Source organism: Kribbella sp. NPDC058693, assembly GCF_042715335.1.
Taxonomy (GTDB): Bacteria; Actinomycetota; Actinomycetes; order Propionibacteriales; family Kribbellaceae; genus Kribbella; species Kribbella jiaozuonensis.
Genome location: NZ_JBHXSQ010000001.1, coordinates 904,634 through 927,478, shown reverse-complemented (window position 1 = coordinate 927,478; position 22,845 = coordinate 904,634). Strand labels below are relative to the sequence as shown.

The following is a 22,845-nucleotide window of genomic DNA, read 5'->3' as shown; positions in this document are numbered from 1 at the left end:
CCCGCGTCATGCTTGTAATTTTCCGAACCAGCAGAGAGTGAGATCCACGGTGTACGCGATCGTGCGCAGTGGCGGCACCCAGCAGAAGGTCGCCGTCGGCGATGTCATCGAGATCGACAGCCTGACGGACAAGGTGGGCGACACTGTGTCCCTTCCGGCAGTCCTCGTCGTCGATGGCGACACCGTGACGACCGACTCTGCGGCGCTGGCCAAGGTGGCCGTTTCGGCTGAGGTTCTCGGCCGCAGCAAGGGCCCGAAGATCACCATCCTCAAGTACAAGAACAAGACCGGTTACCGCAAGCGCCAGGGGCACCGTCAGCACTACACCCAGGTCAAGGTCACCGCGATCGACGCGAAGAAGTGAGCTGATTACCAAATGGCACACAAAAAGGGAGCGGCCTCGACCCGCAACGGTCGCGACTCCAACGCGCAGCGCCTCGGCGTGAAGCGGTACGGCGGTCAGCTGGTCAACGCCGGCGAGATCATCGTCCGTCAGCGTGGCACCCACTTTCACCCGGGCAACCTGGTCGGCCGTGGCGGCGACGACACGCTGTTCGCGCTGGCCGAGGGCCACGTGGAGTTCGGCACCCGGCGCGGTCGCCGCGTCGTCAACATCGTCCCGGCCCCGGCGGAGTAACACCGCCACCCGGACGTATCAGTAAGCTCTGCAAAGGGCGGGTCGCGGAATACCGCGGACCCGCCCTTTTGCTGTGTATGTGGTTGAAGCACTTGGTAGGACCCGACAGGAAGTAGAGACACACCGATGGCAATCCCCAGCTTCGTCGACCGCGTGACGGTGAATGTCGCCGCGGGCCGCGGCGGAAACGGCTGCGCCTCGGTGCACCGGGAGAAGTTCAAGCCCCTGGGCGGTCCCGACGGCGGGAACGGCGGCGACGGCGGCAGCGTGATCCTGCGCGTCGACCCCGACGTCACCACGCTCGTCGACTACCACCGCTCCAGCCACCGCACCGCGACGAACGGTGCCCAGGGCAAGGGTGATCACCAGGCCGGCAGCAACGGCGGCGACGTCGTACTGCCCGTCCCCGACGGAACGGTCATCAGCACGGCGGACGGCGTCGTACTCGCTGACCTCGTCGGCCCTGGCGCGGAATTCGTTGCTGCCCAAGGCGGCAAGGGCGGTCTGGGCAACGCGGCCCTGGCCAGCAGCGCGCGTAAGGCGCCTGGATTCGCCTTGCTGGGTGAGGATGGCGAGGAGCGCACGCTCGTCCTCGAGCTGAAGGTCGTCGCCGATATCGGTCTGGTCGGCTTCCCGAGTGCGGGCAAGTCCTCGCTGGTGGCCTCGATCAGCCGCGCCCGGCCGAAGATCGCCGACTACCCGTTCACCACCCTGATCCCGAACCTCGGCGTCGTCGTCGCCGGTGACGTGACGTTCACCGTGGCCGACGTACCGGGTCTGATCGAGGGTGCGAGCGAAGGGCGTGGTCTCGGGCACGACTTCCTGCGGCACGTGGAGCGGTGTGCGGCGCTCGTCCATGTCATCGACTGCGCGACGTACGAGCCGGGCCGGGATCCGCTCAGCGATCTCGACACGATCGAGGCCGAGCTGCAGGCGCACGGCGGGCTCGAGGACCGGCCGCGACTCGTTGCCCTGAACAAGATCGACGTACCGGACGCGCGGGAGATCGCGGAGATGGTGCAGGCCGAGCTGGAGCAGCGCGGGCTGCGGGTGTTCCCGATCTCGACCGCGTCGCACGAAGGCCTGGAGGCGTTGAAGTTCGCGATGGCCGACATCGTCGTACGGCGTCGCGCGGAAGAGGAGAAGCCCGACACCACGCGGATCGTGATCCGGCCGCAGGCGCAGGGTGGGCCCGAGTTCAAGGTGAAGAAGCTGCCGGAGGACGCCGGCTGGCTGGTGCAGGGTGACAAGCCCGAGCGCTGGGTCCGGCAGACCGACTTCGCGAACGCGGAGGCGACCGGCTACCTGGCCGACCGGCTGAACCGGCTCGGCGTCGAGGACGAGCTGCTGAAGCTGGGAGCGCTCGCCGGCGACGCGGTGATGATCGGCGACGGACCGAACGCGATCGTGTTCGACTTCGCTCCCGACGTACTGGCCGGCGCGGAGATCCTGGCCCGGCGCGGTGAGGACCACCGGCTGGAGGAAGATCGGCCGGCGGCTCAGCGGCGGCGGGCGAAGGACACGGAGTACCACGCCAATCGAGGCCTGCAGACGGACTACAAGCAGGAGTGGGGCGAGGACGAGGTCGACCTGTCCCCGGCCGAGGCGAAACGAGCAGCGGTGAAGGCGGAGAAGCTGGCGCGCAAGGAAGCGCGCGAGCTCGAAGCGGCGGAAGAAAGCACAGATCAGGACTTCTGATGGACGCTCGCGCGGAGGTCCTTGCGGCCACGCGAATCGTCGTGAAGGTCGGCTCGTCATCGCTGACCCAGCGCGGCAAGATCGATCTCGAACGACTCCGGCTGCTCGTCGACGCCATCGCGGCGCGGCGGGTGGAGGGGGCCGAGGTCGTGCTCGTCTCCTCCGGTGCGATCGCCGCCGGCCTGGCTCCGATGGGGTTGCGGTCGCGACCGCGTGACCTCGCCACGCAGCAGGCGGCTGCTTCGGTCGGGCAGGGCCTGTTGATGGCCCGGTACAGCGATGCGTTCGCGGCGCATGGGTTGCGGGTCGGGCAGGTGCTGCTGACCGTCGATGACGTGACGCGGCGCAGCCACTACCGGAACGCGTACCGTACGTTCGCGCGGCTGCTCGAGCTCGGCGTCGTACCGATCGTGAACGAGAACGACACGGTCGCGACCACCGAGATCCGCTTCGGCGACAACGACCGGCTCGCTGCGTTGACGAGTCATCTCGTGCACGCCGATCTGTTGCTGCTGCTCTCCGACGTCGATGGCCTGTACGACGGGGATCCGCGCAAGCCTGGTACGTCGATGGTGACCGAGATCCGTGGGGCTGCTGATCTGGAGCCGCTCGCGATCGGGAAGTCTGGAGCGTCCGGTGTCGGTACCGGTGGCATGCAGACGAAGGTCGAGGCGGCCGCAATCGCTACAGAGGCAGGGATTCCGGTCGTCCTGACATCGGCCGCGCGGGTCGGCGAGGCTCTCCGTGGCGAGCGGGTCGGCACGCTCTTCCACCCGACCGGCCGCCGCCGCAAGACTCGGCTTCTGTGGCTGGCCCACGCCACCTCAGGTCAGGGCGTACTCCGGTTGGACGAAGGGGCCGTCCGTGCTGTCACTCAGCGCCGCGCATCCCTGCTGCCGGCCGGGATCTCTGCGGTAGAAGGCACTTTCTCCGCCGGTGACCCGGTCGATCTCGTGTCGCCCTCGGGCGTCGTGATCGCGCGCGGCTTGGTCAACTACGACGCTGCCGAGCTGCCCGACCTTCTGGGGCGCTCTACCCGGGACCTCGCTCGCGAGCTGGGTGCGGCGTACGAGCGCGAAGTAGTCCACCGTGACGACCTGGTGTTGCTGTGAAGAAGGTCGCATGGGGTCTGCTCGCGGCGTGGATCGTCCACGACCTCGAGGAACTCGCGACGATGCCGTCGTTCTCCCGGCAGCCTGACCTTCCGTCCTTCGTGCGTACCTCTCGAAGTGAAGCTGCCACTGCGATCGGTCTCACCGGTGTCGCGATGGCCGCTGCGTCTGCCGTTGGTGCTGCGACGGGTGGGCGGAGCAAGTTCTTCCAGGCCTCGCTGCTGGGCTTCGGACTGCACGCTGGGACGCATATCGCGCAGTCCGTAGTACTGCGCCGCTACACGCCGGGCCTGGTGACGACGCCGCTCGTCGTCATTCCTTTCAGCGTTTGGGCCTGGAGACGGTTGAAGGCGGAGGGCGTGCCGGTCGCGCCGAGTGACCGTCGGCTCAACGTCGCGCTGGCGGCGGTCGTTCCGGTGTCGCACGCGATCGCCCGGCTTCCGCGGTTGAGACGTCGGGTCCTTACTTGGAACAACGGACCTAGGATGAGCGAGTGAGCGAGATCATCGAGCTGGCGCGGCGGGCGCGCGAGGCGTCGTACGCCTTGGCTGACGCGTCCCGGGCGACGAAGGATGCGGCGCTGCACGCGATGGCGGCGGCGCTGCGCGAAAACACGGACGCGATCGTGGCGGCGAACGATGTTGACGTCGCAGCGGCTCGTGAGGCGGGTACGCCGGAGTCGACGGTCGACCGGTTGGCGCTCAACCCGGCGCGTGTCGACGGGATGGCGGCCGGGCTCGAGCAGCTTGCTGGGCTGACCGATCCGGTCGGTGAGGTAGTTCGCGGGTACACGCTGCCGAACGGTCTCGAGCTCCGCCAGGTCCGGGTGCCGTTCGGCGTGGTCGGCATCATCTACGAAGCGCGGCCCAACGTGACCGCTGACGCTGCTGGCATCTGCCTGAAGTCCGGCAACGCTGTCCTTTTGCGTGGTTCGTCATCCGCAGCGGCGTCCAACACGGCGATCATCGCGGTACTGCGGGATGCTGCCGCGGCGTGTGGGTTGCCGGCGGATGTGATCCAGGGCGTGCCGACCGATCGCGCCGCGGTGAAGGAGCTCATGCAGGCACGCGGTCTGGTCGACGTACTGATCCCACGGGGTGGGGCCGGTCTGATCCAGACTGTTGTCGGCGAGTCGTCGGTGCCGGTGATCGAGACGGGCGTCGGCAACTGCCACGTGTACATCGACGCGGACGCCGACCTTGAGGTCGGTCTCGAGATCCTGCTGAACTCGAAAACCCAACGACCCAGCGTGTGCAACGCCGCCGAATCCCTGCTGGTGCACTCCGCTGTTGCGGATGAGTTCCTGGCTCGTGCTCTGCCTGCGCTGGTTGGGGCCGGCGTAACGGTCCACGGCGATCCCACAGTAGTTGCCGCAGGCAATAACCTGCCGGCATCGTCGGCCACCGACGAAGCGGGTGACGCCGCGGCGGGCGACGCCGCAAGCGACGTAGCGGGTGCTCGTGGGGCGGGTGTCGTTGCTGCGACGGAGGAGGACTTCGGGGCGGAGTACAACTCGCTCGACCTGTCGGCCGCGGTGGTGGATTCGCTCGAGGACGCCGTACAGCACATCCGTCGCTACAGCTCGGGTCACACCGAGGCGATCATCACCCGCTCCCAGTCCGCGGCCCGCCGCTTCACCCAGGCGGTCGACTCCGCGGCGGTCGTCGTCAACGCCAGCACCCGCTTCACCGACGGCGGCGAGTTCGGCTTCGGCGCCGAAATCGGCATCTCCACCCAAAAACTCCACGCCCGCGGCCCGATGGGCCTCCCCGAGATGACGTCCACGAAGTACATCGTCACCGGCGACGGCCAACTCCGCACCTAACCCCTCAGCCAGCTGGCGCAGTCGCCGTCCGGGTGAACCTGGTCGACCTCGAGAACCCGACCCCACGCCAGCTCGCCTGACCTGCGGCCACGTCAGCTCAGCAGCTGCGTCGCATCCTCGATCCGCACGATCGGCGGCTCGGAAGTCACCACAGCCAGAGCCGCCCGGTGATCTGCGCCCACCTCCAACTCCTGCACCTGAATCCCCGCCGGCACCGGCCCCCGCAGCTCCCCGCGCAACCCTTCCCCGGTCGCCTTCAGCACAGCCTCTCTCCGCGTCCAGTACGCCGTGAACGCCCGCGCCTTCGCAATCCCGTCGTACTCCGCCAACTCCCGCACCTCGTCAGCGCTCAACGCAACCCGAGCCACCCCATCAACATCCACCCCCGGATCAACCTTCTCCACATCAAGCCCCACCGGCAGCTCGCCGAACGCAACCCCGACCAGATCCCCCGAGTGCGTCACCGACAACTCCACCCCCTCAGCCCGCACCTTCCCATGCGGCCTCCCACACTCCAAGCACGTCCGATCCAACCCAACACTTGCCGCCGGCAACGAAAACCGCCGCCCAAGCACCCGCCGCGTAATCGTCACCCCCAGCAGAAACCGCGCGCGGTCCACCTCCCGCACGTACGCCGCCAACCGCCCCCGCTCCACCGAATCCAAATCCCCAACAAACCCATCCCGAGCCGCCCCAACCCGAGCCCACCACACCTCAACCACAGCCCGACCACCGCCGACACCCACCGCGCCACGCGCGCCGCCCACACCCACCGCGCGGTGCGCGCTCTCCACACGCGCCGCGCCGCGCGGTCCCGCGGCGTCGGCCCCCGGTCGGCCCGCGGAGGTCCTCCGGGTGTCCGTCACACCGGGCCCGGTGTCCACGTCAGCTTGCCGGTGTGGAGGTCGTGCAGCACACCGTCTATCCACTTCGCCTCGGCGATCGCCACCGCGACCTGGTACTCCGTCTCCAGCAACGCGAACCGGGGGATCGGCTGCCCATCCACCTCCGACCGCAGCTCCAAGTGCAGCTCCGCGATCCGCTTAGTCAGCGACTCCCGCCGCTGGCTCAGCAGTTCGCCCGCCGTCTCGGGCGTCAGCAGCATCACGAACGACAACCCAGCCGGAAACTCCGGGAACTCATTCCGAGGCGTCGTCAGGATCTCCGCCAACCACTCCCGACAGACCTTCCGCCCCTCGTCCGTCAGGTGATAGACCGTCCGCTCCGGATACCGCTCGTCCTGCTCGACAGCGCCGGCCGTCAGCAGCCCAGCCTCCTCCAGCCGCACGATCATCCGGTACAGGCTGGTCCGCTGCCCGACGTTGACGACCTGGTCCTTGCCCCACTGCTTGATCAGCCGCTGGATCCCGTACGGATGCATCGGCCCGTTCTCCAACAGGCCGAGGATCGCGAGCGCGAGCGGTGAGCGTCGAAAAGTCACCCCCTCAGCATAGGGGGCAAAGAAACTAGTTGCAATGTAACTAGATCCCATGTAACTATCGATCCATGAAGACCGCAGAACTCACCCAAGGCACCGTGACCTCCCGCGACGGCACCGAGATCGGCTACTACAAAACCGGCCAAGGCCCCGCCGTCGTCGTGCTGCACGGCAGCATGGAGTCCGCCCGCAGCCACACGCTCCTCGCGGAAGCTCTGGCGTCAGACTTCACCGTCTACCTCCCGGACCGCCGCGGCCGCGGCCTCTCCGGTCCGCACCGCCCCAACCACACGGTCCGCACCGAGGTCGAGGACCTCGAAGCAGTCCTGACCGAGGCCGGCGCAGAGAGGGCCTTCGGCGTCAGCGCCGGGGGAGCGGTCGTCCTCGAAGCCGCCCGGACCCTGCCCTTGAAGCAGATCGCGCTCTACGAGCCCGCGATCGTCGCCGACGGCGCCCCGCACCGCGAGTGGCTGACCCGCTTCGACCAGGAGATCGCCCGCGGCGACCTCGCCGCCGGGATGGTCACCAGTATGTTCGGCTTCGAGATGGCCCCGCCGTTCCTCAAGGTCGTTCCCCGCGGCCTGCTCCGCCGGATGACCGAGAAGATGATGGCCAAGGAAGGGCGCCAAGCCCCCGCCGACGCGATCACCATGCGCCAACTCGCCCCCACCATCCACGCCGAAGGCACGATCGTCGCCGAGCTCGCCGGCACCTTCGACAACTTCCGCACCGTCAACGCCGACGTACTTCTCCTAGGCGGCACCAAAGGCCTCCCCGGCCTCAAGCCCGGCCGCGCCACCCTCGAGAAGGTCCTCCCGCACTGCCGACGCATCGAGTTCGACGGCTACGACCACGGCTCGTCCTCGGACCCCGGCGGCGTCAACCCGACGGGCAAGCCGGCCGCCGTACGACGGATCGCCGAAGAGGTGAATGCCTTCTTCAAGCAGTCGTGAGCGCCCACTCGACAGCATCCGCGATATCAACCACCGGATACCGCACAGCCCGCACAATCCGGTCGCGCCCGATCACCAGCACGACCCGCTTCAGCCGCTCGTACCCACCCGCCCGGAACGTCGGCAACCGCAGCGCCGCCACCAGTTCGAGATCGAGATCCGACAGCAGCAGATGTGGAATCTCCTCCGCCCGTGCGAACGCCTGCTGCTCGTCAGTCCGCTGCGTACTCACCCCACGTACGGCGATCCCGCGCGCGACAAAGTCGTCGTACCGGCCGGCAAACAGCCGGTTCTCCAACGTGCACCCGCTGGCCCCCGCGATCTCGTTCCATCCGTCCGGCAAAGGTGTCGGCCGCCCGGTCGCCGGATACCCGAAGAGCACCGTCGCCCGCGCGTCGGAGTCCACCACGTCAACCGTCGTACCAACGATCGACGGCAGGACGACGGACGGCACCCGCTGACCCACCAGCTCGTGCAACCGATGCGCCGGCGGCTCGTCCTCCGAGTTGGTCCCACTCAGCGACCCGTCCCCGAGCAGCCACCGATCACCCCAGTCCTGCAACGCGACGAGCACCGGCAGCAGCGCGCGCCCGCGCTCTGTGAGCCGATACGCGTACCGGGTCGGCCGCTCCTGGTACGCCGACCGCGACACGATCCCGCTCTCGAGCAGACCGTTGAGCCGCTCGGTCAGCACCTTCCGCGAGATGTGCAGCGACTCGGCGAGCTGGTCGAACCGCTCGAGCCCGCGGGCCAGATCCCGGACGAGCAGCAGTTCCCAGCCGTCGCCGATGACGCCCAGGGACTGCGCGATCGCACAGTCCGGCTCGGGCGAGAAGGTGCTCCGCCGCACGACGTACTCCTTCGATTCCGGTTGCCACCACGCTAGCTGGCCAAGTAGGTTCCCAACAGGAACTTACTAGAGGAGGTCAAGGCATGTACTGGCGCCGCATCGCGGACCTGCCCACCTGGCTCAAGGCCGTCATGGTCGGCCAACTCGTCAGCTCCGCGGGCGCCCTCGCCTGGATCTACCTCACCCTCTACCTGGTCGAGGACCGCGGCATGTCGGCGCAACAGGCCGGCTTCGCGGCAGCGGCGTACGGCGTCGGGCTGCTCGGCGGCAACCTCGGCGGCGGCTGGTTCGGCGACCGCTTCGGCCTCCGTACGGCGGCAGTCGCCAGCCAACTGCTCTGGGCCGCGAGTTGTATCGCGATGCCGTTCGCGCCCGGCGCCACGATCGCGGCCGTCGCGGTCTGCGCGGGCCTCTTCGGCGGCGCGGGCCGCCCGAACATGAGCGCCCTCGTCGCAACCGCCCTCCCGCCGGACCGCCGCCGCGAAGGCATCGCCCTCTCCCGCACCGCGAGCAATGCCGGCTTCACCATCGGCCCACCGCTCGGCGGCCTCCTTGCCGCCTACAACTTCTCGCTCGTCTTCGTGATCGACGCCGCGACAAGCCTGATCCTGGCCGCGATCGTCTGGCGATGGGTCCCGCCTGCCCGCCGTACGGCGATTGCCTCGACCGCCGGCCTCTGGAAGACGGTTCTGGCCGACCGGCCGGTCCTGCTCGTCCTCGCGACGATCGTCATCGTCGACACCGTCTACCGCCAGATCTTCGCGACTATGCCTCTGCTGCTCCGCGACGCAGGCACCCCTGCCGTCGCCTACGGCGTACTGATCGGCGTCAGCTCTGCCGTCATCGTCCTCTGCGAAGCCCCGCTCGCCGTACGACTACGCGGCCACCGCGCGACCCGGGTCATCGCAGTCGGCTTCGCGCTTGTCGGCGCAGGGCTCGCGATCCTCGGGGTCTGGCCCGCGCTCGCCGGAGCGACGCTGGCGATCGTCGTCATCACGGCGGGGGAGATGCTCTACAAACCGACGGCCACCGCGCATGTCGCCGACGCGGCGCCGGAGGGGATGGTCGGGCGGTACTCCAGCCTGTACGCCGCTGCGTCGATCAGCGGCATGTTCCTGGCGCCGGCGCTCGGCGGATCGGCGTACCAGCACGCACCGCAACTGCTCTATCCGATCGCCGCGGCCCTCGCGCTGGCCGCCGGCGCCGTACTGCTGGTCACTCGGGCAGCGGCGCCGGACGCCCTTCCCACCGAGTCGAAAGCACAACCGTCGTCCGCGTCCTGACCACGCCGTTGACGCGGCGCAGCGAGCCGACGACCGCCTCGAGCTGGGTGACGTCCGCGACCCGGACCTTGACCACGAGCTCCTGGTCGCCGGCCACGAACCAGCAGTCCTCGACGGCGACGATGTCCCGGACCTGCTCGACGATGTCATCGGTCTCGACGTCGTCACGCTGGAACAGCCCGATCAGCGCGCTCGTCCCGAGTCCGACCTGATCCGGCGCGACGACCGCGCGGTACCCGAGCAGCACGCCGCGCTCCTCGAGCCGCCGTACCCGCTCCTGGACGCTCGGGCCGGACAGACCGACCTCGCGGCCGAGCTCCGCCCAGCTGGAGCGGCCGTTCAGCCGGAGCGCCTCGATCAGCTGCCGGTCGATCGCGTCCATGACGCCTCCTGTTCACCGCAGATTCTAAGGCTTGGAATGTTTCAGACCTTTAATTCGTTTGTGACATCGTAGTCAAAACCGTACAATTACAGGTACTGGGGTCAGTCCGCCCCAGCTCCCGCCGTACCAACCCCAGTGAAGGAATCATGATCACCCCCGAAGTTGCCCGTGCCCACATCGACGAGCGGCACCGCGTCGCAGCGCAGGCCCGCCGCGCCCACGCCGTACCGTCTGCCTGGCGCCGGCTGCTGACCCGTCACGTCCGCCACAGCTGACCTATTGCCGCGACCGGTGTCCTCGTGAGGCCACCGGTCGCTGTCGTCGGGGCGGCCACGAGATAGGCTTCGCATCATGTTCTCGATCCTCGTGCCGCAGGTGGCGGCCATCGAAGCGACCGCCGTCGAGGCGTCGCACATCTCGAAGTGGTGGTACGGCGGGTTCGCGCTGGTCGTGTTCATCCTGCTGCTGCTCGTCACCGTCATCATGGGCAAGGGCCGGCCGCACAGCTAGGCGGCTGTCTTGAAGGGCTGACGTGGCTTCTGTGGAGCGGGTACGACGCATCGGTGTGATGGGCGGCACGTTCGACCCGATCCATCATGGCCACCTTGTCGCGGCCAGCGAAGTGCAGGCGTACTTCGATCTCGACGAGGTGATCTTCGTTCCGACCGGCCAGCCGTGGCAGAAGTCGGACAAGAAGGTCTCTCCGGCCGAGGACCGGTACCTGATGACCGTGATCGCGACCGCGTCGAACCCGCGGTTCTCGGTCAGCCGGGTCGACATCGACCGGCCGGGTCCGACGTACACCATCGACACCCTCCGCGACCTTTCCAGGCTGTATCCGGACGCCGAACTGTTCTTCATCACCGGCGCCGACGCGCTCGCCCAGATCCTCACCTGGCGGGACGTGGACGAGATGTTCAAGCTCGCCCAGTTCGTCGGCTGTACCAGGCCGGGGACCGAGAGCCTCGTGCTGCCGCTCGACCAGCTGCCGATGGACCGGATCACCCTGCTCGAGGTGCCGGCGCTGGCGATCTCGTCGACCGAGTGCCGTGCCCGGGTCGCCAAGGGCAACCCGACCTGGTACCTGGTGCCGGACGGCATCGTCCAGTACATCGCCAAGCGTGAGCTCTACACCAACCGTTAGGACGTTTATGTCTGCCAGTGAACGCGCAATCGAGCTGCTGACCGCGGCTGCGGAAGCAGCCCACGACAAGAAGGCCGAGAACGTGCTCGCCTTCGACGTGTCCGAGCAGCTCGCGATCACCGACGCGTTCCTGGTCGCCTCCGCCTCGAACGACCGCCAGGTCCGCGCGATCGTGGACGCGATCGAGGAGAAGCTGCGCGTCGACTTCGACGCCAAGCCGGTACGCCGGGAAGGCGCGCGCGAGGGCCGCTGGGTACTGCTCGACTACCTCGAGATCGTCATCCACGTCCAGCACGACGAGGAGCGGGCGTTCTACTCGCTCGAACGCCTCTGGCGCGACTGCCCGGTCATCCCGCTGCCGTCCCCGGTCGCCGGTCCCAGTGCCGTTGTGCCCGGCTCAGGTCTGCCCGGCTCGGGTCTGTCTGGCTCGGCCTCGGCCGAATGAGCGCGGGCCGGCTGATCGTCTGGCGGCACGGCCGGACGGAGTGGAACCTCCAGGACAAGATCCAAGGCCAGGCCGACATCCCACTGGACTCGGTCGGCGTGTCCCAGGCCCGCTCCGCCGCCGCACGCCTGGCCGCCCTGGCGCCGACGAGACTCTTCGCCAGCGACCTCCAACGCGCAGTCGCCACCGCAAGTGAGCTCGCCGCGCTGACCGGCCTCAAGATCGAGTACGACGAAGCGCTCCGCGAGATCGACGTCGACGACTGGGCCGGCCTCACCTCGGCCGAACTCGCCGCCATCAACCCCGAAGCCGCCGCCCGCATCCTCAGCGGCGAAACCCAACGCCGCGGCACCAACGGCGAAACCGTCGAAGAAGTCGCCACCCGCTTCAGCGGCGCCCTCCAACGCATCTCGGAGGAAGGCAGCTCCGAAGACACCATCGTGATAGCCACCCACGGCCTGGCCGCCCGCGTCGGCATCTGCGTCTTCCTCGGCATCCCCCAAGCCAACTGGCCCGCCTTCGGAGGCCTCGCCAACTGCAACTGGGTCTCCCTCCTCAACGGCCGCCGAGGCTGGCGAATCGAGGAATGGAACGCCGGCTCCCTCCCCGAACCAGTAATGAGCGACGACCCCCAACGCTGATTGGTGTACGTCGGGGGAAAGGCCCAAAGGACACCGCTTCGCGGCGGCCATCCTTTCGGCCGGCTCCGCCGGCGCCGGGTCCGTCCCGCGGCGACCGTCCCGCCGTGGAGCTACTTAACCTGGTGCCACCCGAAAAGGACACCGCTTCGCGGCGGCTGTTCTATTGGCCGGCTTCGCCGGCGGCGCTGGATCCGTCCCGGGGCAACTGCCTCGCCATGGGGCTGCTGGGCTGGTGTAGCACCCCCAAAGGACACCGCTTCGCGGCGACTGACTTGTTGGCCGGCTCCGCCGGCGCTGGAACGGTCCCGCGGCGAGTGTCTCGCCGTCGAACTACTGCACGGTGCAGCATCCACGACGACGTTCCACGGCGACCGCATGAGCCACCTCCGGCGGACGCAGAGCGTGATGCCGCGCGTTCAGTTCGGCGTACAGACAGCTGTGAACTGTCGTCTACGCGAGCCCGTCAGAGAGGGCAACCGACCTGTCGCGCACCTCACCAGCCCCACGAGCCAACCGATTTTTCTTTGCCGCCCCCCATCCGCTAAACTTCCGGAGTCGCAAGACACCGCGGGGCTTTGGCGCAGTTGGTAGCGCGCTTCCATGGCATGGAAGAGGTCAGGGGTTCGAATCCCCTAAGCTCCACCATGAGTGCTGTTCTCGAACCCGGGACCAAATCAAGGTCACTGGGGGTGTTCAGAACATCACTCAAGGTGACAGTGTTGGCCGCCCTGCTCGTTGGAGCAGGGCGGCTCTTTGTTTGCAGACCATCAACGGCGTGCTCGTGTCCTGTCGAGCGACGATGGGCCGCGTATGCCTCAACGACCTCGGCGAAGACCGGACTCAGTACGGCGTGGTCAACGAAGTCTCGTGTCAGATACAGCGCCTCGAAGAACGCGTCATTGATACGTCGGCGAGTGAGATCTGCCGAAGACTTGTACATGGCTTGCGGATCTTCGAGCAGGTGCAGCACGGCGGAGAGTAGCTCGACGGCTTGCTTCACAACGTTGCCGCTGGAATTGCGATCCTGTTCGAGCTGGACCCGCTCAACAGCCAACTTCTGGAGCCGTTCAGCGAGCTTGCCCGATGGAATAGATCCTTCGGCCAGCGCGTCGACGAGACGTTCCTCCTGCTGGTCCAGCTCGCGAAGTCGCTTCACGGCGTAGTCCCGGCGGCTGAGGGTGTCGCGCCGATCGAACTGGAGTGTCTCGTTTGCTTCCTGGCCCACGGTGGCAGCGAAGCCCTCCGGCATCTCGACAGTGGCGTAGAAAGCTACGATTGCGGCCTCTACCCGATGCGCCGGCAGATGAGGAAGGTCGCAGACGCCGAGCTGTCGTCCCCGGCAGATGAAGTATCCGTACATCCCGCCGTTACCTGCCGCTTCGGTGTACATGAGGCGAGACTCTCGCCCTTCGTCGTAACACTGTTGACAGCGCAGTATGCCGCGCAGGTAGTGAGTGAGACTGCGGTCTCGGGATCCTGGCTTGGCGCGCATGTCGAGGATGGCTTGTACCCGCGCGAAGATCTCGGCGTCAACGATGGCTTCGTGACGTCCGGGGACCTGCTTGCCCTCAAAGGTGACGAGTCCGAGGTAGTAGGGGTTGGCGAGAATGGCCCGCCACTGCTTCTCGGAGACTGGCTTGGCTACCCAACGTCGTGACGGGCGGGTGGTAAGCCCTCGTTCTTCCATTTCCGCTTCTAGGCGCCGTACTGAGTATTCGCCGGTCGCGAACAAAATGAACGCAGTCTCGATGAGCGATGAGCGCACCGGATCGACGGCGATCGTGCGGATGGTTCTGCCTTCGTACTCCTCGGTGACGTTGAGGTAGCCGAGTGGTGCACGCCCAATGGTTCCACCATGTTTGCGTTTCTGGCCCATCTTGTAGCTGATATCAGCACCGCTCTGCTCGGACTGGTACTGATCCACCGCGTGCATGATCGTTTCGATCATGGAGCTTTCAGGGCTCTCGCCGAGATCAAGCGTAGTTGACACAATTCGGGTGCCATATTTGCCAAGCGTTCGCTTGGTGAGTCCGGCATCGACGGCGTTGCGGAAGGCGCGGGAGAAGGTGTAGACGACCACATAATCGATGTCGCCCTGCTCTTTGATCCATGCCAGCATTTCTTGGAAGACAGGGCGCTTATCGACCGAGGTTCCGCTTCGTCCCGGTTCGATGAACTCTCGTACAAGGTCGGCTTCCAGTGTCGCGCCTTTGCGGAGACCGGCTTCACGTTGAGCAGGAATCGAGATTCCTTCGGGGTCGTAGTCGGTGTTCACTTGCGAAGGAGTCGACACTCGCAGGTAGAGCACGAACCGCTTCCGTCGTGTGGTGCTTGTAGGCAGCGATGCAAGTTGGTCTGCTGTCAGTGTCATCAGCTTGCTCCTTCCAGGGAGAGCGGGCGCTGAGGCATCGCTTGGCGACCTCTCGCCAAGGCTCGTGTCGGTACCTGAAAATATGTGTCTTGTTCTGCGCTGAGCCGTGTCTGGCTGAGGCGTACTTCCATGGCAACTGTCGACACATCGAAGTCGCGTGCTAGGCGGGCGGAGGTCTGGATCCCTCTCGACCAAGCAGCTTTGAGCAACTTCTTTGGCATCAGCACACAAGCGGCGAAGTAGTCGGCTGCCCGTTCCGCCTGCTCGACCGCTGTGTAGCGACTGTTGCCGGTGTAGAGCAGGTCAGTGCGACCGTGGTCGATGATGTGCTTGAACTCGTGCATGAGGGTGAAGCGCTGGCGCACTGGTGGCTCACTCTTGTTGAGCACAATGATCCAGTGGGTGCCATTCCAGTGACTGGTTCCGCTGACCCAGGTAGGCAGCTTCTCGAAAACAATCCGAATCCGAGGTAGGCTACTCACGATCTTGCTGGGGACGGGGCTGAACTCGACATCACATAGGGCGAGAAAACGATTAGCTTGAATCTCGGCAACCTTTCTTGCTTGGGCAAATACAACCTCACGATCAGGTATCACCGATCGGAGGGCCGCCAGTACGCTTCGTGGCGGGGTTTCTGTTAATTTGTTCATGATGTCCTCCTCTCGGTTAATATGTATCGATCAGCAGCGAAGAGTCCGTGTTTAGAACTCGTCCTGACTAGGATGCGGACCGTTGCTTTCGTAGCCATAGCGCTGAGCGACTTTCAGAAACTCGGCCTCTAGATCGTTCTGCGCCTCATCCGGGAGTTCGCCATATTTAGCGCGCAGATACGGGGTGAAACTTGGTAGCTGCTCCTTGGGCATCCAATTGAGCGATGCGAATAGGTCGCTTACCGGTAGTTCAAGGACGCGGGCGATAGCGACGAGGGTCGTTGGCTGCGGAGGGTGCTGGAGTTGCGCGGCCTCCATCCTCGTGATGGTGCTCGGCTGCACTCCGGCACGGCGAGCCAGTTCGCTCGCTGAGTAGCCCTTTTCAGTGCGGGTCTCCTTGATTATTTTTGCTAGTTGTAGATATTCTTCTGAGCTCATAGTCCACACTCCGTTTTACTTAATTCCTTCCCTTTGATTATCCGCCTATCGTTGCGCGGACGCAACGAGATGTGCATTTTCTACAACACATTCTTTGTTGAATAGGACAGGCTGTCCTTGTGTTGTATCTATTGTTGGTGGATTAATGGGTGGGAGGCGGACGCGTTAGCGCTCCTGCCTCCCACCCGTGGGGGTGTCCGACTCGACCCGTGAGGGGAGTGGGACGGGTCAACCGAGGAGTGTTAGCTCTCCGGCTTGGGGGACGGGGCAGCCTTCTTGGCTGCCGCCGTCTTCCTGGCTGGCGTGGTGCCAGCTGCCTGAGTCGTGGACCCAAACAGCGACTCGATGGCGCCGCGCCGTTCGGCGGCCTCGCGCTCGATGTCCTCGAGTGCCTTGGCAACCCGAGCCTTGAAGTCTGGCTCGGCCTGCTTCTGCTCGACGTAGATCCGCAGTCCGCGGATGCAGGCATCCCGCAGGGAGATGTCGTCGAGCTTGGCGATCATGCTGGCCTGCGAGTGCAGGTCGTTGGGGATCTGTACCCCGATCGTCTTGTAGGTGCCGGGGGCACCGTTGCCGAACTCGCTCATGGCGAGTACCTCCTCAGTGGTGGTGCAGCCGGCCATCTCTTGTGAGATGACGCGTACGGCTGCACGGCACCGACGAGGCGTCGGTATCCGTATTGAGTTGTCAAAGTGCGATAGCTGGGTTCACACCCGGCCGTTGAAGACCCAGACGCCGCCCGGGTGATCGGCAAAACGGAAATCGCCGCTGGTCTCCATCTCGTGGATCATGTACTCGAAGTCAAAGCGCACGATGCCCCGCGTCCACTCGGAGAGCTTGGCTAGTTCCTCGTCGCCGTTCATCTCGTCGACGATGTGCTCGGCGTATTCCTCGCGGGATCCGAAGTCGCCCATGTACGCCTCCGAGAACCGGGCAAGGGTGTAGACATCGCGCTCGTCGTTGATCTCCGCCCACGCGGAGAATGCGAGGCCGTGCTCGGCGATGCCCTTGCCGAGGGCACAAACGACGTCGAGTGATTCGTACTCCGAGAGCGTGATCTGCCCGAAGCCGTCCTGGTCATGGATCGCCCACTCCTCGGCCGGCTGCCCAGTCCAATGCGCGTGCAGCGAGCGGGACAAGATGTTGCGGATGTCGGCGTGGATGTCCTCGAGGTCTTGGCTGGCGTCGATCCAGTCGCCGATGTCGTGGCCTTCGGTGTAGTCGACCAGCGAGCGGACGTAGATGCGCGGGTGGATGCGCCTCTCTGTCTCGCCGGCCTCTGCGGCGTCCCGACGCTCCTTGAGCATGTCTTCGTGCTCGATGAGCGCCTGGGCGTCCTCTTCGTTGAGCCCGTAGCTGACGTAGCGCTCCAGCTTCTCCCGGTTGGACTTTCGCTCCGCGCTCGCAGCCGCTCGGGCCGCCTCGATCTCGGCTTGTCGGTCGGGATCGTCGGTACCGTAGGTCTTGACGCCCTGCTCTGGGTTTGGTGGTTCTGGGGGTTGGTGTTCACTCATGTCACCTCCTTTCTTGTTAGTGGTTGGTTGCGGGAGGGCGGAGCTGCTAGGCGGCTTTGCCCTCCGGGGATACTCGTGCGGCGGCGATGCGCTCGTTCGCCAGCTCAGCGAAGTCGGGGTTGAGCTCGATGCCGAGCCAGTCGCGGCCGTGCTTTTCGGCGCTCACAGCGGTGGTGCCAGCACCCATGAACGGGTCGAGCACGATGGCCGTCTCGCTCGGGGCATCACAGGTACATGTCGCGATGAGGGCACCGCGGATGGCCGTAGCCCCGAGACGCATGGTCACCCGACGATGTGCCTTCAGACAGTTCGAGCAACGAGCTTCAGGACTGCCGGCCAGGATGGCGCGTTCAGCTAGGCGCTCCGGGAAGGTGGCGAAGTGGGCGCCCCGGTAGCTGCTGGTCGGCAGTTGCCACACGTCACCGGGGTTCTTGCCCAACGGGTGCCCAACGATGCCTCGCTGCTTGAGCGCGACCAGGCCACGGATGTTGTCGGTACTGCGAGCCCGCCACTGCCGTGGAATCGAGTCTCTGGCGGACGCCTGCGGCGCGGTGGCCTTGCTTGTGTGCGGGATCCGGATGGCATCCAGGTCGAAGAAGTAGCTGCGCTGCTTGGTGAGAAGGAAGACGACTTCGTAGGTGGTGGTCAGCCGGTCCGGGACGCTGCTCGGCATGGGGTTGGTCTTGCTCCAGATGATCTGGTTTCTGACCAGCCAACCGTCTGCCGCCAGTGCCGCTGAGAGTCGTGCCGGCCCCAGGAGCAGGCTCTTCCTTGGTGAGCCCTCGCGGTCGTGGATGGAGTAGCGGTCGGCCACGTTGAGCCAGAAGGTGCCCGTTGGTGTGAGGACTCGGCGGACTTCACCGGCTACGGCGGTGAGGTTGCTGACCCACTCGTGGATGGTCGCTTCCTGTCCGAGTTGGCCACCGACCTGGTAGTTACGCAGGTTGTAGTACGGCGGACTCGTAAGCACCATATCGACGGAGTCATTTGGGAGCTGTCGGACTTGCTCCCGAGCGTCGCCGACGAGGATGCGGTTTCGGGGTGCTTTGCTCATGCCGCACCTCCGATCACAACGTCGACGAGCTGCCTCATGGTGATGACACGGAACAGGTCCTGATCCAGACGAGAGCCCTGGATCGCAGTGGTGAGCTTGTCGGCGCGCTTCTGGTTCGGCACGACCCAGAGGATGCGGGGAAAGATGCCGCGGGCTTCTTGTTCGACGCCGGATGCCCGGTAGTCCTCGTAGAGCTGGCACTTGCGGATGACAGTGGGCGGGTGCTCGGTACTGAGATCGGCCTCGATGAACCAGTGATCTTCGAACTCGCCCTGAGCGGTGACGACGGCAAGGTCCGGACGGAGGAGTCGCCTTTCGCCACCGAGTCCGAGGAACTGTCGCCAGCTGCCAGGCTCTACATCGACGGTAACGAGTTCCAGCGCGTTGCGTTGCGTCGCTTCAGTAAGGGCCACGTGGATGTCTGCAACGGCGAGGGTGTGGTCAAGCAGTCGGAGCGACGGTTCTCGTAGACGGCGGTGCACGCTGTTTCCGGCTTCGAGCTGGACGATGCGATCTCCGGCAGAAGCGAGTTGCCAGATGTAGCTGGCTGATCCGGCTCGGATGCCTCCTACGCGACGCTCGAGGTGGTCGATGAGCCGGAGATTCTTCAGACGGCTGAGTACCCGGTTGGTGCTCCTGGTCGCAGCAAGTGGCGACCCGTGTGAGTGGAAATAAAGAGACTGAATGTGGCGAGTGGTTAGGAATCTGTGAGTCGAGACCGATTGCAGGATTGCGACGTCTCGGGGGAGTAGGCCGTCTCGGATGGCTTGGAGATCCCGGCGTCCAGCCCGCTTTATGGATGGACGTGGGGTAGGTCTGTCTCCACCAGAGGCGGAGACAGTATTCCCGGCTGTTAACGGCCGATCCTGGCGGTCTGACCTGCGAGGATGCGGATTGGTGGACGACGCGACTGGACGGGCGATCGGACGCCGCTGGTCCTCGTTGAACTCGGTCATGACGTCCTCCTTTTGCGTCCGGTTTGCCCCGTCGTCGTGTTGGCTTCCGTGGCGGTTTGCGCGATCTCGGCGAGATCCTGTTCGATCTCGTCAAGGGGACGGCCGTAGCGATCGCGGCTGAGCCGGCGGATCGCGTCCGGATCGCTGATAGGTGGCGAGAGCGACAAGGTGCGACCAGAGGCGTACGGCGTCACCTGACCGTCCTTGGTAGCCAAGCTGGCGTAGACATTGAAGGCAGGCAGAGCGGTGAAGTCGTTGGCCGTCAGCTCGGGGTGTCCCTTGGCGAGTAGCGTGGCGTCGTCGTGAGCGAGCTGGAACATGACGCGAGATCGGATGTTGCCGAGGAAACCTGCTCGGAGAACCGGAGTCAGCTGGGCGGCGTACTGGTGGGCCAGTACGAAACCAGCTCCGAGACCACGCGCCTGAGCGAGTGCATCCGCTAGATCGGTCGGCAACGTCAGATAGTCCTGGACCTCGTCGATGGCGATGAGGATGGGCGGCCGGTTGGCCGGTGACAAAGCCGTCCGTCGCTGAATGGCGTTCCAGGTCTCAGCTACGACGAGCGACCCGAGAAGGCGAGACGACTCAGCGCCAATGACTTGCTTTCGAAGCGGTACGAGTAGGACCTTGCCCTCAGCAAGGATCTGGTCGATGGTGATGCGTGGCTGTCGCTGGCCGATGACGGCTCGCAGTCCCGGGTTCAGCAAAAGGGGACGCAGCTTGTTCTGTAGGGGCGAGATGACGGTGGCTCGGGAGTCGTCCGACAGAGCTTCGTACCAGGCCCAGAACGGTCCTAGGGCGACGGGATCCGCGGCGGCAATACGTCGGACGATGGAACGGCGAAAGCCGGTGTTCGTCAGGAGCAACGGCACCATCGCGAGGCTGGCATCGCCGCGTCTGGCGAGTGTCAGAAGTGCTGAGTGAAGGATGTCCTGCGTCCGTGGACCAAGCCCGTCGCCGTACAGCGAGCGGAAGACGCTGAGGAGTGCCTCGGCACGGGATTCTGGAGAGTCGGTTCCGGCCAATGCGTTGAGTCCGACTGGAGTGTCATCTGTCGGGTCGAGGACGACGATTCTGTCCCAGTGGGCCTTCTTGACGCGAGCCAGGACGTCGTTCACAAGATCGCTCTTGGGCTCGATGACGACAGCGCCCCGACCCGCCTCAATGTTTTGAACGATTATCGAACAGAGGGCGGTCGACTTCCCAGTTCCATTCGGACCGAGGACCCAGGTGTGTCGCAGCGACGCTTCGACGTCAAGTCCGATAGTCCGTAGGTGTCCGGGTGCGGTTGCCTCAGCGACGACGAGGTCGGGCGTCACAGAGAGCATGTCGGATGGAGGCAATAGGCGAGGGTGAATGCCGGGCACTCCTGGTAGGTCCGAATCACCCATAGGCCACGCGGTAAGACTAAGAAGTTCTGAGCTGTTGAGGACCAGGGGCCACCACCAAGGACTTGACGCAGCGTTGAGTCGACGTGCCCGGTCGGGGACGAGCCTCAGATGTGCACCTGGTGCGTCGAGAGTCCGGGCGGCCGTCAGTAGGCCGGCCATCAGGGAACGGCGACGCTGTTGCGATGCCGCCTTGACGCCGAACCGGATCACGCAGTCGAAGCCTGATTCGCCTTCCTTCGCGAGTTGGGCGCTGCGGGCTTCGGCGTCCGGTCGGGTTGCCGGCCGAGGTCCGAAGATCCCAGCTGAGCGTGACGACTGCCGGGCAGGTACGACGCGAGCGGATTTGCGTGGTCCAAGCACGATCTGGATCACGGCGTGCTCGTTCTTGAGTACCCGATGCAGAGCGGCCAGAAGGGCTCGGGTTGATGGTTCTGGATCCGCTGTTCGGAGCGACCGTGTTCGACTGCTGATGCGGAGAGAGGCGGCGTGACTGACCGCAGGGCGATAGACATCGGCGGTGGTGATCTGTGTCCCGCGGATCGTCTGCTTCACCATGGCGGTGACGGCGCTCTCGGCCCGGCGTGGGACGCCGAGCAGGTACTGGGTCGTCAGGCAGGAACGAACTTCTAGGACGAGCCGTGGGTTGCGGGGATCACCGCTCCACAGGTGGAGGAGTTCAAGGACGGTGGCGGGCGGTACGGGCCGCTGGAAGTGAAGTTGCAGCCAGACGAGTTCGTCAAGGGACCTACGAGTCATCGGCACTCCTCGACGGATCAGCGTCGGGGGTCTTAACGGTCGATGATTGCGCGTTGTTCTCCGCCTGGGCCTCAGCTTCTGCTTGAGCCATGGCCAAGTCAATAATGGCGCGGGCGAGCTTGTTGATGTCCGGCGTTTCGCGGCGGACTGCCCTTACTGACAGCCGGTACTCACGAGTATCACGGCGCTTTCGATTGCTCTTCTTGTTGCTCATATTTGTTCCCTCCTTCCTATTGGTCGTTGCGTGTATGCAACGTTGTGTAACTATTTAATGTTGCCCGAGCGCAACGACCAATAGGGTTTGACGATTTCACAACAGCGATAGGAACGCGCTGTACTCTGATTGCGCGGCTGTTGTTTGCGCGCAATATCTTGTTGTGTATTTACCAACGAGACTGTCGCCACCGGATGATGAGGATGGCGGCCCACAGCACAATGCCGAGGATGACGCCGCCGATGAGCCACGGCATGATTGGCCGCAGAAAGCTGACTGCGAGATTGAGCAGGATCGAGGTGGCGAAGAGCACCAGCGCGCCGCGCCATAGCCACTGAAGCGGACTGGTGACGGGGTCCTTCTTCTCATTCATGAGGTTGGTCCTTGCTGTTGGGCATGGCCGAGCCATTCCTGGTCCTGAAGTCCTCACGGCACCTTGGTTGGGAGCCGTGAGGACGTACTGCGGACGGTCAGATCGGCCGAGCTCCTGGCCGGTGGTTGACGAGGCTGGCGAAGATGGCGCGCGCCACCGTGCCGGGCGGATCGGTGTACGTGGCTTTGGTGATCTGGACCCGTTCGTCCATCAGGCCGTCGACCTGGGTGCCGCCGAGCACGACGGCGTGTACGTCGCCGGGGAAGGTGGCGATGTCAGTTAGCACCCGATTGATATCGGCATCGAACAACTGGAAGTCGGTCAACAAGAGCAATGTGACCTTGTGATTCGGGTATTCATCCGCCAGTTGTCTAGCTGCGGTCAGCGACGGCGCGAGGTTGCTCATCCCGCAGGCGTCCGACGGTACTTTCAGCCCTCGCTCCAGTTCCCTGATGCCGGAGCGATTCAGTGGCATCGGCCCGATATCGCCGCTGGTCGGAGTGTCGAAGTGGACGACAGCCCCGAGTTCGTGCTGGGCGCCTCGCCGCGCGACAGCTTCAAATGCTCGACGGGCCTCTTCGTATCTGCCTGAAATCGGGTCGGCGCCAGCCGGACTGATGACCGAGCCGGAATCGTCCGCTACGACGATCAGGAGCGTCGGCTCCTTGGCAGGCCGGCCGGGGTTTCCGAGCTTGTAGCTGATCGGGTTCCTCCGGACCG

Annotated in this window: 28 protein-coding genes, 1 tRNA gene and 1 pseudogene; 15 read left to right on the top strand and 15 right to left on the bottom strand. The window is 65.3% G+C overall.

Going from position 1 to position 22,845, the window contains the following annotated elements; genetic code table 11:
* Positions 1–49 precede the first annotated feature (49 nt).
* From rplU to ACFWUU_RS04365, 6 genes are all read left to right on the top strand, one after another.
* Positions 50–364: a 50S ribosomal protein L21 gene (gene rplU / locus ACFWUU_RS04390; protein ID WP_137254211.1), complete on the top strand. Its 315-nt coding sequence runs from the start codon at positions 50–52 to the stop codon at positions 362–364.
* Positions 365–376: 12 nt separating this feature from the next.
* Complete coding sequence (rpmA, locus tag ACFWUU_RS04385; protein WP_130381076.1) at positions 377–637, top strand: 50S ribosomal protein L27; 261 nt, start codon at positions 377–379, stop codon at positions 635–637.
* A gap of 126 nt (positions 638–763) precedes the next feature.
* Positions 764–2,335 (top strand): GTPase ObgE, encoded by a 1,572-nt coding sequence (gene obgE, locus ACFWUU_RS04380; protein ID WP_380172629.1) that lies wholly within the window; start codon positions 764–766, stop codon positions 2,333–2,335.
* Entirely contained in the window at positions 2,335–3,447 is a 1,113-nt protein-coding gene (proB, locus tag ACFWUU_RS04375; protein WP_380172627.1) for a glutamate 5-kinase, read from the top strand. Before obgE ends, proB begins: the two co-directional genes overlap by 1 nt.
* Positions 3,444–3,944, top strand: coding sequence for an HXXEE domain-containing protein (locus tag ACFWUU_RS04370; protein ID WP_380172625.1), 501 nt, complete (start codon positions 3,444–3,446; stop codon positions 3,942–3,944). Before proB ends, ACFWUU_RS04370 begins: the two co-directional genes overlap by 4 nt.
* A complete protein-coding gene (locus ACFWUU_RS04365; RefSeq protein ID WP_380172623.1) occupies positions 3,941–5,272 on the top strand; it encodes a glutamate-5-semialdehyde dehydrogenase in 1,332 nt (443 codons plus the stop codon). Before ACFWUU_RS04370 ends, ACFWUU_RS04365 begins: the two co-directional genes overlap by 4 nt.
* 92 nt (positions 5,273–5,364) lie before the next feature.
* Here ACFWUU_RS04365 and ACFWUU_RS04360 read toward each other — a convergent pair whose 3' ends face one another.
* Together ACFWUU_RS04360 and ACFWUU_RS04355 are read right to left on the bottom strand one after the other, a co-directional pair.
* Positions 5,365–5,736 carry a 4'-phosphopantetheinyl transferase family protein gene (locus ACFWUU_RS04360; protein WP_380172621.1) on the bottom strand — a complete coding sequence of 124 codons (372 nt, stop codon included), beginning with the start codon at positions 5,734–5,736 and terminating at the stop codon, positions 5,365–5,367.
* Positions 5,737–6,134: 398 nt separating this feature from the next.
* Positions 6,135–6,713: a PadR family transcriptional regulator gene (locus tag ACFWUU_RS04355; protein ID WP_202877604.1), complete on the bottom strand. Its 579-nt coding sequence runs from the start codon at positions 6,711–6,713 to the stop codon at positions 6,135–6,137.
* A gap of 65 nt (positions 6,714–6,778) precedes the next feature.
* On the opposite strand from ACFWUU_RS04355, the gene ACFWUU_RS04350 reads away from it, so the two are divergent.
* Positions 6,779–7,663, top strand: coding sequence for an alpha/beta fold hydrolase (locus tag ACFWUU_RS04350; protein WP_380172619.1), 885 nt, complete (start codon positions 6,779–6,781; stop codon positions 7,661–7,663).
* On the opposite strand, the gene ACFWUU_RS04345 is transcribed toward ACFWUU_RS04350, so the two are convergent.
* Positions 7,650–8,513 carry a winged helix-turn-helix transcriptional regulator gene (locus tag ACFWUU_RS04345; RefSeq protein WP_380172617.1) on the bottom strand — a complete coding sequence of 288 codons (864 nt, stop codon included), beginning with the start codon at positions 8,511–8,513 and terminating at the stop codon, positions 7,650–7,652. The two genes, ACFWUU_RS04350 and ACFWUU_RS04345, sit on opposite strands and share 14 nt — an antisense overlap.
* 83 nt (positions 8,514–8,596) lie before the next feature.
* On the opposite strand from ACFWUU_RS04345, the gene ACFWUU_RS04340 reads away from it, so the two are divergent.
* Entirely contained in the window at positions 8,597–9,796 is a 1,200-nt protein-coding gene (locus ACFWUU_RS04340) for an MFS transporter (protein WP_380172615.1), read from the top strand.
* On the opposite strand, the gene ACFWUU_RS04335 is transcribed toward ACFWUU_RS04340, so the two are convergent.
* Complete coding sequence (locus ACFWUU_RS04335; protein WP_137253683.1) at positions 9,729–10,178, bottom strand: Lrp/AsnC family transcriptional regulator; 450 nt, start codon at positions 10,176–10,178, stop codon at positions 9,729–9,731. The genes ACFWUU_RS04340 and ACFWUU_RS04335 overlap by 68 nt on opposite strands.
* 146 nt (positions 10,179–10,324) lie before the next feature.
* Here ACFWUU_RS04335 and ACFWUU_RS04330 point away from each other — a divergent pair, with 146 nt between their 5' ends.
* The 7 genes from ACFWUU_RS04330 (at position 10,325) to ACFWUU_RS04300 (ending at position 14,065) form a co-directional block, all read left to right on the top strand.
* Positions 10,325–10,453, top strand: coding sequence for a hypothetical protein (locus tag ACFWUU_RS04330; RefSeq protein WP_267901740.1), 129 nt, complete (start codon positions 10,325–10,327; stop codon positions 10,451–10,453).
* Between the two features lie 76 nt (positions 10,454–10,529).
* A complete protein-coding gene (locus ACFWUU_RS04325) occupies positions 10,530–10,688 on the top strand; it encodes a hypothetical protein (RefSeq protein ID WP_170989649.1) in 159 nt (52 codons plus the stop codon).
* 22 nt (positions 10,689–10,710) lie between these two features.
* Complete coding sequence (gene nadD, locus ACFWUU_RS04320) at positions 10,711–11,322, top strand: nicotinate-nucleotide adenylyltransferase (RefSeq protein WP_137253684.1); 612 nt, start codon at positions 10,711–10,713, stop codon at positions 11,320–11,322.
* Between the two features lie 7 nt (positions 11,323–11,329).
* The gene (gene rsfS, locus ACFWUU_RS04315; protein WP_380172612.1) at positions 11,330–11,767 is read left to right on the top strand and encodes a ribosome silencing factor; all 438 of its coding nucleotides are present in this window, start codon (positions 11,330–11,332) and stop codon (positions 11,765–11,767) included.
* Complete coding sequence (locus ACFWUU_RS04310; protein ID WP_380172609.1) at positions 11,764–12,408, top strand: histidine phosphatase family protein; 645 nt, start codon at positions 11,764–11,766, stop codon at positions 12,406–12,408. Before rsfS ends, ACFWUU_RS04310 begins: the two co-directional genes overlap by 4 nt.
* Before the next feature lie 569 nt (positions 12,409–12,977).
* Positions 12,978–13,053, top strand: a tRNA-Ala gene (locus ACFWUU_RS04305).
* Positions 13,054–13,399: 346 nt separating this feature from the next.
* Positions 13,400–14,065 (top strand): hypothetical protein, encoded by a 666-nt coding sequence (locus ACFWUU_RS04300; protein WP_380172606.1) that lies wholly within the window; start codon positions 13,400–13,402, stop codon positions 14,063–14,065.
* On the opposite strand, the pseudogene ACFWUU_RS04295 reads toward ACFWUU_RS04300, so the two are convergent.
* The 11 genes and pseudogenes from ACFWUU_RS04295 to ACFWUU_RS04245 all read right to left on the bottom strand — a co-directional run.
* A pseudogene (locus tag ACFWUU_RS04295) lies at positions 13,961–14,779 on the bottom strand (recombinase family protein); the annotation flags it as partial. The gene ACFWUU_RS04300 and the pseudogene ACFWUU_RS04295 overlap by 105 nt on opposite strands.
* The gene (locus tag ACFWUU_RS04290) at positions 14,779–15,429 is read right to left on the bottom strand and encodes an ImmA/IrrE family metallo-endopeptidase (RefSeq protein ID WP_380172604.1); all 651 of its coding nucleotides are present in this window, start codon (positions 15,427–15,429) and stop codon (positions 14,779–14,781) included. The pseudogene ACFWUU_RS04295 and the gene ACFWUU_RS04290, both read right to left, overlap by 1 nt.
* A gap of 51 nt (positions 15,430–15,480) precedes the next feature.
* Positions 15,481–15,867, bottom strand: a complete 387-nt coding sequence (locus tag ACFWUU_RS04285) for a helix-turn-helix domain-containing protein (protein WP_380172601.1) — start codon at positions 15,865–15,867, stop codon at positions 15,481–15,483.
* 242 nt (positions 15,868–16,109) lie between these two features.
* Positions 16,110–16,454: a hypothetical protein gene (locus tag ACFWUU_RS04280; RefSeq protein WP_380172600.1), complete on the bottom strand. Its 345-nt coding sequence runs from the start codon at positions 16,452–16,454 to the stop codon at positions 16,110–16,112.
* Positions 16,455–16,574: 120 nt separating this feature from the next.
* Positions 16,575–17,381 (bottom strand): antirestriction protein ArdA, encoded by an 807-nt coding sequence (locus ACFWUU_RS04275; RefSeq protein ID WP_380172598.1) that lies wholly within the window; start codon positions 17,379–17,381, stop codon positions 16,575–16,577.
* Positions 17,382–17,427: 46 nt separating this feature from the next.
* Entirely contained in the window at positions 17,428–18,435 is a 1,008-nt protein-coding gene (locus ACFWUU_RS04270; protein WP_380172596.1) for a DNA-methyltransferase, read from the bottom strand.
* Positions 18,432–19,391 (bottom strand): replication-relaxation family protein, encoded by a 960-nt coding sequence (locus ACFWUU_RS04265; protein WP_380172594.1) that lies wholly within the window; start codon positions 19,389–19,391, stop codon positions 18,432–18,434. The genes ACFWUU_RS04270 and ACFWUU_RS04265 overlap by 4 nt, the downstream gene beginning before the upstream one ends.
* Positions 19,388–20,509 (bottom strand): type IV secretory system conjugative DNA transfer family protein, encoded by a 1,122-nt coding sequence (locus tag ACFWUU_RS04260; RefSeq protein WP_380172592.1) that lies wholly within the window; start codon positions 20,507–20,509, stop codon positions 19,388–19,390. The genes ACFWUU_RS04265 and ACFWUU_RS04260 overlap by 4 nt, the downstream gene beginning before the upstream one ends.
* A gap of 1,018 nt (positions 20,510–21,527) precedes the next feature.
* Positions 21,528–21,752 (bottom strand): hypothetical protein, encoded by a 225-nt coding sequence (locus tag ACFWUU_RS04255; RefSeq protein ID WP_380172590.1) that lies wholly within the window; start codon positions 21,750–21,752, stop codon positions 21,528–21,530.
* A gap of 169 nt (positions 21,753–21,921) precedes the next feature.
* Positions 21,922–22,125 carry a hypothetical protein gene (locus ACFWUU_RS04250; protein WP_380172588.1) on the bottom strand — a complete coding sequence of 68 codons (204 nt, stop codon included), beginning with the start codon at positions 22,123–22,125 and terminating at the stop codon, positions 21,922–21,924.
* Positions 22,126–22,222: 97 nt separating this feature from the next.
* Complete coding sequence (locus ACFWUU_RS04245) at positions 22,223–22,531, bottom strand: hypothetical protein (RefSeq protein WP_380172586.1); 309 nt, start codon at positions 22,529–22,531, stop codon at positions 22,223–22,225.
* Between the last annotated feature and the right edge of the window lie 314 nt (positions 22,532–22,845).